The 12595-nt window shown below is 40.1% G+C and carries 11 protein-coding genes and 1 pseudogene; 5 read left to right on the top strand and 7 right to left on the bottom strand.

All coding sequences use genetic code 11. The features are described from left to right. The 4 genes from DSOL_RS24260 to DSOL_RS24245 form a co-directional block, all read left to right on the top strand. Positions 1 to 427: M23 family metallopeptidase (locus DSOL_RS24260; protein ID WP_139314600.1), on the top strand; the 427-nt coding region annotated here is incomplete at its 5' end. 237 nt (positions 428 to 664) lie between these two features. After that, the gene (locus DSOL_RS24255; protein ID WP_075367302.1) at positions 665 to 1360 is read left to right on the top strand and encodes a response regulator transcription factor; all 696 of its coding nucleotides are present in this window, start codon (positions 665 to 667) and stop codon (positions 1358 to 1360) included. Then, positions 1353 to 2777, top strand: coding sequence for a sensor histidine kinase (locus tag DSOL_RS24250; RefSeq protein WP_075367301.1), 1425 nt, complete (start codon positions 1353 to 1355; stop codon positions 2775 to 2777). The genes DSOL_RS24255 and DSOL_RS24250 overlap by 8 nt, the downstream gene beginning before the upstream one ends. 20 nt (positions 2778 to 2797) lie before the next feature. Further along, complete coding sequence (locus tag DSOL_RS24245) at positions 2798 to 3481, top strand: TVP38/TMEM64 family protein (protein WP_075367300.1); 684 nt, start codon at positions 2798 to 2800, stop codon at positions 3479 to 3481. Positions 3482 to 3510: 29 nt separating this feature from the next. On the opposite strand, the gene DSOL_RS27655 is transcribed toward DSOL_RS24245, so the two are convergent. The 5 genes from DSOL_RS27655 to DSOL_RS24225 form a co-directional block, all read right to left on the bottom strand. Beyond that, positions 3511 to 3711 carry a hypothetical protein gene (locus DSOL_RS27655; RefSeq protein WP_139314599.1) on the bottom strand — a complete coding sequence of 67 codons (201 nt, stop codon included), beginning with the start codon at positions 3709 to 3711 and terminating at the stop codon, positions 3511 to 3513. Positions 3712 to 3959: 248 nt separating this feature from the next. Beyond that, positions 3960 to 5081 carry an FtsH protease activity modulator HflK gene (gene hflK, locus DSOL_RS24240; protein ID WP_235838985.1) on the bottom strand — a complete coding sequence of 374 codons (1122 nt, stop codon included), beginning with the start codon at positions 5079 to 5081 and terminating at the stop codon, positions 3960 to 3962. 45 nt (positions 5082 to 5126) lie between these two features. Continuing rightward, a complete protein-coding gene (hflC, locus tag DSOL_RS24235; protein WP_083643009.1) occupies positions 5127 to 6047 on the bottom strand; it encodes a protease modulator HflC in 921 nt (306 codons plus the stop codon). Further along, positions 6047 to 7597, bottom strand: coding sequence for an FtsH protease activity modulator HflK (hflK, locus tag DSOL_RS24230; RefSeq protein ID WP_075367298.1), 1551 nt, complete (start codon positions 7595 to 7597; stop codon positions 6047 to 6049). Before hflK (DSOL_RS24230) ends, hflC begins: the two co-directional genes overlap by 1 nt. A 21-nt stretch (positions 7598 to 7618) precedes the next feature. Beyond that, positions 7619 to 9919 carry a peptidyl-prolyl cis-trans isomerase gene (locus tag DSOL_RS24225; RefSeq protein WP_075367297.1) on the bottom strand — a complete coding sequence of 767 codons (2301 nt, stop codon included), beginning with the start codon at positions 9917 to 9919 and terminating at the stop codon, positions 7619 to 7621. Between the two features lie 356 nt (positions 9920 to 10275). On the opposite strand from DSOL_RS24225, the pseudogene DSOL_RS30250 reads away from it, so the two are divergent. Further along, positions 10276 to 10531: pseudogene (locus DSOL_RS30250) on the top strand (transposase); the annotation flags it as partial. A gap of 90 nt (positions 10532 to 10621) precedes the next feature. Here DSOL_RS30250 and DSOL_RS24215 read toward each other — a convergent pair. Further along, positions 10622 to 11734, bottom strand: a complete 1113-nt coding sequence (locus tag DSOL_RS24215; RefSeq protein WP_075367296.1) for a VanW family protein — start codon at positions 11732 to 11734, stop codon at positions 10622 to 10624. Positions 11735 to 11970: 236 nt separating this feature from the next. Then, positions 11971 to 12318, bottom strand: coding sequence for a YckD family protein (locus DSOL_RS24210; protein WP_075367295.1), 348 nt, complete (start codon positions 12316 to 12318; stop codon positions 11971 to 11973). Positions 12319 to 12595: the final 277 nt, after the last annotated feature.

Raw genomic sequence — 12595 nt, 5'->3', positions numbered from 1 at the left:
TCAGTTACAAGCCGAGCGCACTGGCGGTGTGATTGGTAGCATGAGTAATTGGCCCTTGCCAGATTATCACACCATTTCCAGCCCTTACGGCTGGCGTACTCATCCAATTACTAAAGCCAAGAGCTTACATACCGGAGCAGACATACCTGCGCCAAGCGGGACTCCTATCTCTGCTGCTGGTGCCGGAACAGTAATCTACTCCGGCTGGTATGGGGCCTATGGCAATACTGTGATAGTAGATCATGGTAAAGGGTTATCCTCGATGTACCCCCATCAGTCTAAAATAGCTGTTTCAAACGGCCAAAACTTAAATGCAGGTGATCTGGTCGGTTATGTAGGGTCAACTGGTTGGAGCACTGGTCCACACCTCCATTTGGAGGTCCGTATAAACGGTAATCCTACTGATCCCCTTGCTTATTTTCGGTAGAAGTTGTCCGATATAAATTTAGTATTATAAAAATACAGGAATCCATGTAATCTTTGCATTATCGTACCAATTGTTACAGAAAGTGCAAAGACTACTCTATCTAGACAGGTCCTAATAACATGGAACTTCCACTTATAGAAGTCTTAGAAGTAGATAAGGATAGGCTACATTCCCCTATCCTTATAGAACTTTATTGAAAAGGATAGAATACATTTGATTTCAAGTAAGGAGATACCCATGGACAAAAAAAAGTTACTCGTCGTGGATGATGAAGAACACATCTGTAATTTGATAAGTCTTTACTTAAGTGATGATTTTAATATCACCTTAGCTTACGACGGGTCATCTGCCCTTTCATCTTTCTTGCAAAATCCATTTGATTTGATCGTGATGGACATTATGTTACCTCAATTAAGCGGTTGGGAGTTGTGCCGAAAAATTCGTCAGATCACCAATACTCCAATCATCATGCTAACAGCTAAGGACGATCCTTATGATAAAATCCTTGGGTTAGAACTTGGTGCAGATGATTATATTACTAAACCATTTATTCCTGGCGAACTTTTAGCGAGAGTCAAAGCAGTTTTACGACGCTTTAATTCTACTCCTGGGGAAAACCTTCAAATCATTATGTATCCAGGTATCTTCCTAAACAAAGCAACCTATAAAGCAGAAATTCTAAACCAACCCCTAGAACTTACGTCCAAAGAATTTAATTTACTCTGGTTTTTTGCCAGTAACCCTGGAATAGTCCTCCAACGAGAAAATATTATGCTAAGAGTTTGGGGATTCGACTATATGGGTGATACCCGAGCCATCGATAACACTATCAAGAGATTAAGAAGAAAACTTGAGTCTGTTCCTGGGGCTCCCTTATACATTCAGACAGTCTGGGGACTTGGTTACAGGTTCGTGGTTCCCAAAGATGAATAAAAGCATTTTTTCAAAGTTATTGGCTAGCTATATCGGGATAGTCTTGGTAGCAATTGCCATCGTTGGCAGTATTCAAGTCTATCTGGTTCAAAACTATCTGATTAAAAACAAAGAACAAGAACTTGTAGTACGGAGCCAAGAACTTAGCGATATAGTTAAACCGTTTCTCCTGACAAACTCAGACCCTCGGCCTGTGATACTTACAGTTAATCGGGCAGATAGAGTATTAGGGACAGAAGTTTGGATCATAGACAAATACGGCAAAGTAATAGTTGCTTCGGCGGATCACTTATACTGTCTGGGAAATACCTTAGAGCAGATGGACCTCGATCAACTGAAATCCGGCAAGGTCAGTATTCGAACAGGACCGACCGAGTATTTCAAGGGAGCTATGATACGAACAATTGCCCCAATTTTTCACGAAAGTGAATTTCTCGGCGGAGTAATCTTATACTCACCGGTAAAAGGGGTGAATGATACTACCAAGACAATGAGCAAAATTTACCTTGGTGCCGCCTTGTTAGGAATTCTTATTTCAATTTGTATTGGCTTTTTGTTAACTAAACAGATTACCAGGCCTATTAAAAGAGTATGTGAAATAACTAAGAATATCGCCGCTGGTAAATTCGATCAGCGGGTGGAAATTAAATCTAAAGATGAATTAAGCGTGCTGGCCTTTTCGATCAATCACATGACTCAACGGTTGTCTGAACTCGATAAAATGCGACGCAACTTTGTAGCCAATGTTTCCCATGAACTTAGAAGTCCTCTAACCTCTATCCAAGGTTATATCGACGCCCTAATTCAAAGAAAAGCAAAAAACAGGCATGACGAAACCAAATATCTTCAAATCGTTCAGCAGGAAACTCATCGATTAAGCCGTCTTGTTAATGACCTCTTGGAGATTTCTCGGTTTGATTCTCAAACAGCTCTTTTTGTTGTCGATGAATTCCCGTTACGTTCGATTGTCGACAGAGCCTTAACAAGTCTTAAAATTCAGTTGGAAGGTAAGCATTTAACCGTAAAGATCGATATTCCCCAGACCTTGCCTTTCTGTTATGGGGACGAGGACCGAATAGAACAAGTAATCTACAACCTTTTAGATAACGCTATTCGCTATTCTTCTCACGGTGGAACAATCATTATCTTCGCCACTTCCCTGAACGAAAAGATTATCGTTGAAATAACCGATTTTGGCCAAGGCATCCCGCCTCAGGACTTACCCTTTATTTGGGACCGTTTCTACAGGGTGGACAAGGCCCGTAGTCGAATCAAAGGCGGAACTGGCTTAGGCTTAGCGATTGTTAAGGAAATTGTAGACAAACATGGTGGACAAGTCATGGTAGAAAGCAGGCTTGAAGAAGGAAGCAAGTTTAGCTTCACCCTAAAACAATTTAAACCTGAAACAGAAACTTAGCAACGAACTTTTTCTGAGAGATGCAGCAAGGAGGAGATATTATTTTAAGCCAGAAAAAAGTTGCTTCAGTAGTTACTATATGTTTATCTTTAGCTATGATATGGTTCCTTTATCCACATCTTCAAAATGCAAGAGTCTTACAGATTCTAATTTATTCGCTAGGTTGGAAAGGAATCGTTTTAGATTTATTAATAATTTCTGCTCAAATGCTTTTTCCAATCGTTCCATTCGCATTACTGGCAGGTATAAATGTTATCCTTTTTGGACCAATAGCTGGTTATTTTATATCCTTGACTGGAAGTGTTTTTGGTTCCTCCTTAGGTTTTTTTCTCGCCAGATCTTTAGGGCAAGAATGGGCTAAACCTAAGCTCCAAAAACTAGGAAAATGGGCAGAGTTGCCCGAATCACGAAGCTTTTTTATAGTCATGATTGGACGTATGATCCCAGTCCTTCCGGCCGCAGCATTAAATTATGCCGCAGGACTGTCTCCTATGAAATTCAGGTCATATTTTCTTGCCACTCTTTTGGGCAAAATACCTATTGTAGCTTGGGAGTCTTGGATAGGCCGTGACTTTTGGTATATATTTAAACATCCCCAGAGTTTCCTAAAAGCCTTGGTAGCAGGTTTACTTTTATTCGGAGGAGCGTCTTTAATTTGGTATTTCTCCTCAAAGCGTAAGATAGTGAAAAAAGACATTAGTTGATTATTTATGAGCTAAAGCGGAATCGCGACTTAAGAGATGAAAGCCTCCAATGACGTTAGTCTCCGGTGACGATAGTCTCCAGTGGCATAAGTCTCCGGTGGAGACTTATGCCGAAAGCGCTGAGCCCTTGACGAATACTTTCGCGCCGTAGGATGAGTATCGCCGAAGCCGCTAACCCCAAAGGATACCTGTCTGCGTAGGATTACGATCGCCTCAGGTGCATACTCCATAGAGTACTAACCGTCTGGGGATTACTTACGCCGTAAGCCACACATCCCTCAACAAATACTATCGCGTTCTTTCGCCGAAGCCGCTCTCCCAAAGGGAACACTTCGTGTCGAAGAAGGAGTCTACCTCCTTCGCCGCCTAAGTGTTCCCTTTGGGAAAAGGCGGCTCGGCGAAACCCTCCACTGGAGGCTTTCGTCACCGAAGGAGAGCATGAAAGGGCTGAAACAAGTTTTGTTTCAGCCCATCTTTATTAATTTACCTTGCTAGGTGCTTGGTCAAAAAGCTTTAAGTTAACTTTGCCATCCGCTGGATTAACAATAAACTTTTTAGTTTTAGGCAATATTTTCTCCATAGTCTCTAGGAACAGGCGATACTTTGTAGTATCCTGTGAATAAATCTGGCTGTTTTTCTGATACTCTACAAGCATTGTCTCAAATCTTTGGGCATCACCCTTAGCCCTATTGACTGATTCCGCTTTATAAGCCTCAGCTTTACTGATTTGCTCGTCTGCCTTTCCTCTTGCTTCAGGAATAAGACTGTTATAAAACCCCTTTGCTTGATTAATTTCCTTCTCACTATCCTCTTTTGCGGTTGTAACATCCCTGAAGGCAGCGGAAACTTCATCAGGAGGAACAATCGACTTGATATTGAAATTTGTAACTTGGAGACCCGAGTTGTAGCTATCGAGGATTTCCTGAGACTTTTTCATAATAATTCCCTGAGCCTTGACTTTTTCGCTGGTTAATATGTCGTCAATACCCATGCTAGCTGTAAGATAAACTAGTGCCGATTCGACACTGTTTCTTACCAGACGCTCATCCTCCGAATTTACATTATATAGATACTGAGCTGCATCTTTTACCTTATAGTGGACGATGGCCTCTGAACTAGTAATGTTTTCATCTCCGGTTAATAGTTGGATGTTTTGAGGGGCATCGGTTTGGTGCTTATGCTCAGGTAAGCTGACTCCGATATCTGCTCTTCGCACCTCAGATACATTTACCTTTTCAACCTTGTCTATCGGCCAAGGCAAACGATAGTGCATTCCTTCGTTAATAGATTCGGTAAGCACACTCCCAAATCTTCGAATGACGGCCTGCTCACCGGGATTAACGATGTAAATGCCCGTCATGATATATACCAGTAGTAGACCTAATGTGAGTCCTAATCCAGCTTTTTTAGGATTTATATGATTAAACGCCCTATTGATGTCCTCTAGAACTGAAATTTTGCCTTTATCTTTATCTGACTTGCTCAAGCCCTGAAAACGCGTCTTGAGCCCCTTAAGCAAGACTGAAAGCTTACCCAATATCTTAGCAAATGCACTACCGAGGATACTCTTAATATCCTTTTCCGGTGGTTTCTTATCCATTTCACTCACACAGGTTTACCTCCCTCTTTTTGAACTTCATCAAGGTTAATTTCCGGACTTGCCTCTTTCAAAATATTTTAGTATTTCTGAATTTGAAGGAAGAACCAGGGTTGTCTTTTCATCGATCGTTTTTTCATAGGTTTCCAGTGCCCGTATAAACTCATAGAATTTGGGATCCTTTTGGAACGCTTCCGCGTATATTCTTATTGCTTCAGCATCCCCTTCCCCTTTAAGCTTTTGTGTCTGTTTATAAGACTCTGAAAGGATTATTTTTTGCTCCATTTCAGCATTTGCTCTTATTTTGGTAGCTTCTTCGCTTCCTTCAGAACGGTATTTCTTAGCCATTTGCTCGCGTTCAGCTTTCATCCTTGAGAAGACGCTCTGCTGATTGGCTGCTGGGAAATTTAAGACCTTTATTTGCGCATCAACTACCTCTATGCCGAACTCTTTGGCCTTTTCTTTAGATTTCTGAATAGTATCTTGAATCATTGGATCAAGTTTTAATTTATTAGCATCGACATTGATCAGTTCGTCCAAATTATATTGTCCAAGTTTAACCCCCAAACTTGAGGAAAATACATCAAGTAACCTTGCTTCTGCACCAACTTTATCTTTAACCGCCTTCATGTAGGTCACAGGATCCGTGATGCGCCAGGTTCCGTAGTAATCAACTTTAACGCTCTTTTTATCTGAAGTGAGCAGTTCCAAAGGCTCAGCCTCATAAACCTGAATCCTGTTGTCGAAACGCTGTACCGACTGGATCGGTTCCGGTAACTTAATTTTTAACCCAGGCTGTAGTATTGTGCTGACAGGATTTCCAAATTGGGTCACGACAGCATACTCTGTAGTATCAACGATAAAAAATATAAGATTTAATGATAATAAAAGCAGACCAAGAATTATTCCTAGGATTATTTTAGAGATTTTTTTAGGGCTGATTTCTTTTTTTCTCATGATTCCTTTCATTATTTGTTCCCTCCCGCATTATAAATTGGATTACCCGCCCCATCACTTGTCAGCCATAAGTCGGTACCTTCGACTTTTAAGTTACCGCCAATCAGTATCTTATTTACTTTCGGCAAAATTTTATCTAAGGACTCCATATAAAGCCTGTATTCAGTAACTCCCTTTGATTTTTGATACTCTTCAAATTTTTGCACGAACATTAATGCATCTCCCTGAGCTGTTTTCACTTTTTCATACTTATACGCTTCCGCTTCTTTGATAGCCTTATAGGCATTGCCATTGGCCACGGGTATGATTGTGTTTCTATAGGCCTGGGCTTCATTGATATAGGTTGATTTATCCTGCCTTGCACTTGCTAAGTCCTGAAAGCTCTCCACAATTTCCTTGGGGGGAGCTATTTCTAAAAGTTGCATATTTACCACCTGTACCCCTGTATTGTTCTTGTCCAGCGCCTCCTGAAGTAGATTCTTTGACCTTTCTTCTACCTCGGATTTTCCTGTGGTAAGCAAATAGTCTGAATTCTTTTCGCCAACAACTTGCCTGATACTGGTTGTTGCAACCGCTTTAATCAAGTTATCCAAATTATTAACCTTAAGAGCGTAATTTACGGCATCAGAAACTTTATATTGAATTCCCATGTTCACATTTATAAGGTTCATATCCCCTGTCAGAAGTAAATTCACGCCGCTTTGTATATTTCTAATATTATCCTTCTTTACGAGGCTCACTTTTTCAAAAGGATATGGCAGCTTATAGTGCAAACCGGGAGATACATTCTCTTTAGCAACAGCTCCAAACCGCCTAATAATTCCTTGCTCATCCCATTTCACAAAGTAAACTCCCGAAAACACATAGGCCCCTACAAGAATCGCTCCAAGCCCTACCATTGCCTTTTTGTTCTTCACTGAAACCTTGAAATGAGAGTGATCATGGCTTTCGAATTGACTCTTTCCCGAAAGAAGAGCTCTCAGATTTATGGTAAATATTTCATATGCAGCAATGAACATAAATACCATGGCAATAATTGAGGTGATTTTTTCCAGGCTACTCATACCAAACAAAGAACCTGTTATACCAATCAAGACAGCGATCGAGCAGTACATGTCCATCTTGGAATGGTAGCCATCCGCTATCAGGCTCTGTGAATTAGTCTGCATTCCTACAAACAACTTGTATCGCGACATAAAATAATTGATTATAACCCCAAGAAATGCACCAACAGCTACAAACGGAACATGCTTAAGCTCCCTACCCTCATTCCCCAAGGCTTCAAAAAGTATCTCAAGACCCATATAGAAAATAAAAACTGCAACAAAGAGGGCCAGGACATTTTCCAGTCTACCTATGATATTTGTATATTTCCTGGCTCCTATACGCCCAACAAAAAGCCCTAAGAATACCACTGACGAGACGAAAACATCCGTCAACGAATGCCAAGCATTGGCTTGTAGACCAAGGCTTCCAGAAATATTCGCCAAGAAAAAACGTAACAAGATCAGAATGATATTTGCAGCTATTGCAATGAGAATTGTGCGTTCTTTTCTTTCCATTATTACCCACCTTCCTTCATTTTATTTCGTTGTACTTATATCTTCCTTCAACATCCTTTTTAGAGAGGAATTATAAATTACCAGCTGTGCTTTTTTAAGCAGTTTATCTTCCAATGCTGATTCCATAGTAAGGTGTTTTTCATCTATAAGCGCCTTTTTTAACAGTTCTTTGGATTCATCGAAAGTCTTTTGCTTTCTATCTTCCTTCTTTAGCAACTTAACCACATAATACCCACCCTTGTATTCAAAATCATTACTGATTTGATTTACCTGCAGATTAAAGATGATCTTCTTTAATATAGGGTCAAGGTGAGAATCGTCAACTATCCATTCGTTTAGTTCGCCCCCTACCGATGCTGTTGGATCGTTGGAATACTCTTTTGCAACAGCAGCAAAGTCAGATCCCCCTTTAAGCTTTTGCAGTGCTTCATCTATTCTCTGGCGAGCTCGGTTTTTTTCAGCCTCCGACGTGCCCTGTCCAATTCTCACCAAACTTATTTTAGCTTTAGGTGGGTCAACCAAGAAACTCTTCTTTTCGTCATATAATTTTCGAGCTTCTTCATCACTGATTTCTCCAAGTTTTTCATCAATTTCTTCCTTATGAAGGATCTGCTGTATATACTGGCTTTTCAGTTCTTCGATTTCCTTGCTCTTATTCTTGTCAGCAACGTCATCGCCTGTTTCCTCAAGTAGAAGTTCTTTGGCTATCAACTGATCTATTAAGCTTTTTTTTGCCTCGTAGCCTGTAATTTTCGACTGTGTTTCCGGAGACAATTCCTTAAATTCTGTTGCAAACTCTCCTAGCGTAAATGTTTTCCCATGAATACTGAACAAGGCTTCATTTTTTCTTAATTCATATTGTTTATCTTCCTTTTCTTTAATAACCTCCACTTTAACTTCATTCAGAACCTCTCCAAAGGTTTTCTGCCTCTTGTCTTGCTTTTCTATCACCTTAACTATATAGAAACTGTTTCCAGCTTTAAAAACAGCGCTTAACTCATTGACCTGAAGGTTGAATATTTCATCCTCGAAATCAGTCCATTTTTCACCGGGTTTAAGATAGTAGGCCTCCAACTGCTTGCTTGAAGAATACGTCAGGGCAACATCCTCAAACCTTTCCCCACTCCTTATCTTAGTAAGTGCTTCATCAATTTTTTTTCGCCCCTCATCCTCTGATCCGGATATATCCACTTTGATTTCCAGTATTTTCACTTTTTTAGGCTCAAGGTACTTTTCCTTGTTCTTCTCATAGAAGCTTTTCAGCTCGGCTTCTGTCGGATCAACCACCTTTAATAGGGCATAGTTAACATTAAGGGCAGCGTTCTTTTTTAGCTGTTCAATATACTCTGGAAAGAAATTCTTGTCCTTTTCAGCAGCCAGACTATTTCTAATTTCACCTTCCACTTCACTAAAGGGCTTATCCTTGTATTTATCCTTGTTCGCATCATAATATTTTTGAATTTCCCACTTATCGATCTTTTCCGGGGAAAGCTGATCCTTATGTACTTTATCGACAAGCTGATCCAAATTAACCTCTTCTACAAGATGTTTAAAATCGTGCTTGACCTCACTCTTTTGTGTAATTCCTTTTTCCTTTGCCCAATCATCTACAATTTTCTGAACGGCGATCATTGATATAATCTGCCTATATCCTTCTAAGCTGTGTATAGGATGTGTTTCACATGCTTCAGTCTTATCACATTTTTTATGGTCAAATCCATGTTTTTCACATAAACCATGTTCTTCTTCCTTAAATCCCTTGCTGCTTATATAATTTGACAGCTCTTCTTTTGTAAGATATTTGCCACTGAAAGCGGCCACTACATCTTCACTGGGAGGCTTTGGCTCAGTTATAAACGCATATACTTTATTTCCGAGTAAGGACAAAAAAATAAGAACTAGGATGATTATGATCTTGGATCTGAAGCCTTTCCGCACTGAAAATCTTTTCAACTCTGAGTCCTTGACTTGTTCAAAAGCAATATCAGCTATTTCCTGAGTATCTTCCACTATACTTTCATTATCAGTTTCATTATTGGTTTCATCTTTATATAGAATTTCTCCTTCCAGCTCTCCAACATCGTTTCCTTCGAGATTCTGCTGATTTCCTGAAACGGCTTCCTCGGCTTCGGCTGGATTAAGTTCACTTATACCAATATCTTTATCTGAGTCAGAAGGAGCCTTCTTTTTTGGACGCCAAAACCCGAGCCTAAGAGTGTCGAGTAAATCCTGAATCGCGCTGGTGTCAGATTTTCCCTCAGTATTTACTGGCTCGACCTGAGAGCCTTCTACCTGTCCTGCCTTGAGATTTTTCCACACCATTGTCCTCTCCCCCTTCATCAACAATTTTGGTCACCCTTCTGATTAGCCATCTTATATATGTCTACATTTAGTTCATGCTTAATCTTCCACAGATTTTGACTTGTACTATTATAGACCCAAATTGTAACAATTTGATGCCAAAACCAATCAAGTTTGTAACAAATTTGTATCAATATTAGGTACAATTTGGAGATACATTGCAGTAAGGCAGTTCTAGCTTAAGCGATTTATATACAGGTGCATAGCAAATCAAACGCCAGTACTACTTTAACTCGTACCGGCGTTTGACATTATAAATTCATTGATTTTTGTTGCGGCAGTAATCCTGAAGCTTATGCGACCAAGGCATCAAAACACAGGCTAAGCTTGTATTTATTGGCTCAGTTCCTTATCTTCAAGATAGTGGCAAGTTTGATGATTTAATATCATCGCTTTATCAAAAAGAATAGATAGTTTATTGTAAGCCGCTTCTTCAAAAACGCAGGCTGTGTCGTTGAATATCTTGGACGTTATGCAGATAGAGTTGCTCTTTCTAGCAACCACATATTAAAAATCGAGGATGATCTTGTTACATTTAAATGGCGTGACTACAAAGATCACAGCAAACAGAAAAAAACTCATGTTCTTATCCGACAATGAGCCTATTATTACTCTGACTTCTGATATTTACTATTCATAAGGTGCCCTTTACGACATCGCGATCTATGTAATGTCATTATCCCATTCCCGAAGAGTGGGATAACCCTTTGGATTTAGAAGCACTGGGTGTTTATCGTCTGGTAATCCAAACAGTCGAATTCTTAAACATCCCTCCCCTGTTTTTGCACTGATTAAAAGGTACCCTTTCGTGTCATTTCGAAAGCGGAAATCAAGTATGCCGTAGGATACTGTTGCATCTTGCCCTTTTGACGCGTACACTACAGGCAAGGAATGATTGTTTTTCTCTACTATAGTTAAACGAGACTGGCGGACAGCTTGATAGAGTGTACTGGAATCTTGGCATACGCCCCCTCCATCCCCTTTGATTACAGACTGACCCGCAAAGATAGAGGCTTCCATATATCCGGCAGCCTCTGTACGTTCTCCAACGACATCGTTGAAAGAAAACTCCTGGCCAGGTGGAATCAAATGATTATTTAAAGCCATAGCAGCTAAACGTACGTTTTTTGTACGTGCTACGTCTTGAGGATTAAAATATGTCGTGTAGTCCCCTAAAATACTCTGAATTTTAGTTACGTCCTCAAAATTAGGTAGAACTGGTACATCTTTTACAACTACTTCAACCTGTTTCTGTCCATAACTACTCATGATTCTCTGCCAGGTTCCTTCGATATCTAATTCCTGCCCTGCTTGCCCATCTGTCTTTTCCAATCTACTGTCCAACAAAGCAATCATTGCAGGACGCATCGGCTTGTTAATAATCTTACTTAATGATTGCAACTGTGTAATAATTTCTTCTTTATTCAAACCAATGTTATTCGGTGAGATGAATACGGAAGGACGTGCAAGATTATTAAGTGCATCAATGACAGTCTTAACCGGAAAAACTTGATCTAACCACGCCTCAATTTCTGCATCAGAACCATCCTTCTTCAGAGGGTATACATGTTCTTTGTATGTAACGGCATACGGAATCTCATTCTTTAATTGTGATGATAATTGAATTCTACTCAATCCAGAAAAATCCCGGCCCCATGCAATCACCCCTGACGGTGCCCGATCATGGGTATAGCCATAAGTGACTACGACCCCTAACCCTAGAGAAACACTTAATTGAAGTAATAGAGCCATCGCAAAGACCAATCTTCTCTGCATTAACTTATAACCTCCTTTAACTTTCTTGGTACTCCGCAAATGTGAGCTAACTGCCTAGGTGATGGCGAATAAAAACGCATTATAACATTCTGTAAGCGTAAATTCAATAGGTTACCTGTCCGCTACTACAAAATGGGTGGTAAATGAAAGATACCTACTGATAGGCATACTAACAAAAACACGGGAAAAACCAATTGGTTTTTCCCGTGTTTTTAACAACTTGTACCATAACCGTCCTACCACATACCTCCATAGTAATTAGCTCCGCCACAACAACCGTTTCCGTAGCCAGAACCCGGAGCATACCCATGATTTGGCGCAATCTGGCCCGGTTGTTGTTGACTATACTGCTGACGATATTGTTCACTAGCGTCAATATTGGCTTTTGTGGCGTCTGATTGGGCCTTTGATATCTCTCCAGCCTCAGCATATTTGTCCACGATCTGCTTTTGAGTCTCTGCCATTTGTTTGTTTAGAGCGTTAATTTCGGTTTTTTGTTGATCTGAAATAGCTGCATATGTAGGAACAGCAACCATTGTCACGATAACTAATGAAGCGAAAATAACTGATAGCCTTCTTTTCATTTAATACAACCCCCTTTCCAAAGATTTAACTAGAGTATAACCGAGTTACTTTACAGAATAATCACGGTAAATTAACATTATTGTAACATTTCAAGTATCTCCAGCCTTCAATTCCGCCCTCAGAAAATAATCCACAGCTCGACTGCTAAAAATGAATTACCATTCCCTTCTGGGTCTTTCCTTTATGCGCCCCTAATAGGTTTTACCAGCGTCCTAACGGATAGTAATACCTATAATTACCTATAATATGTTTACTGCTCTGTTGTGTTTGATTTTG

It is taken from the genome of Desulfosporosinus metallidurans (assembly GCF_001936615.1).
Classification (GTDB): Bacteria; Bacillota; Desulfitobacteriia; order Desulfitobacteriales; family Desulfitobacteriaceae; genus Desulfosporosinus; species Desulfosporosinus metallidurans.
Note: the sequence above shows the minus strand (reverse complement) of the source record. Positions and strands in the feature narration are given on the sequence as shown.

What these genes read in the sequence shown, in the direction of transcription:
- hflK (WP_235838985.1), bottom strand. Translation starts at nt 5,081, where the DNA reads ATGGATAAGAAACCACCGGAAAAGGATATTAAGAGTATCCTCGGTAGT.
- DSOL_RS24225 (WP_075367297.1), bottom strand. Translation starts at nt 9,919, where the DNA reads ATGGTGTGGAAAAATCTCAAGGCAGGACAGGTAGAAGGCTCTCAGGTC.
- hflC (WP_083643009.1), bottom strand. Translation starts at nt 6,047, where the DNA reads ATGAAAGGAATCATGAGAAAAAAAGAAATCAGCCCTAAAAAAATCTCT.
- DSOL_RS24210 (WP_075367295.1), bottom strand. Translation starts at nt 12,318, where the DNA reads ATGAAAAGAAGGCTATCAGTTATTTTCGCTTCATTAGTTATCGTGACA.
- DSOL_RS24215 (WP_075367296.1), bottom strand. Translation starts at nt 11,734, where the DNA reads ATGCAGAGAAGATTGGTCTTTGCGATGGCTCTATTACTTCAATTAAGT.
- DSOL_RS24250 (WP_075367301.1), top strand. Translation starts at nt 1,353, where the DNA reads ATGAATAAAAGCATTTTTTCAAAGTTATTGGCTAGCTATATCGGGATA.
- DSOL_RS27655 (WP_139314599.1), bottom strand. Translation starts at nt 3,711, where the DNA reads ATGGAGTATGCACCTGAGGCGATCGTAATCCTACGCAGACAGGTATCC.
- hflK (WP_075367298.1), bottom strand. Translation starts at nt 7,597, where the DNA reads ATGGAAAGAAAAGAACGCACAATTCTCATTGCAATAGCTGCAAATATC.
- DSOL_RS24255 (WP_075367302.1), top strand. Translation starts at nt 665, where the DNA reads ATGGACAAAAAAAAGTTACTCGTCGTGGATGATGAAGAACACATCTGT.
- DSOL_RS24245 (WP_075367300.1), top strand. Translation starts at nt 2,798, where the DNA reads ATGCAGCAAGGAGGAGATATTATTTTAAGCCAGAAAAAAGTTGCTTCA.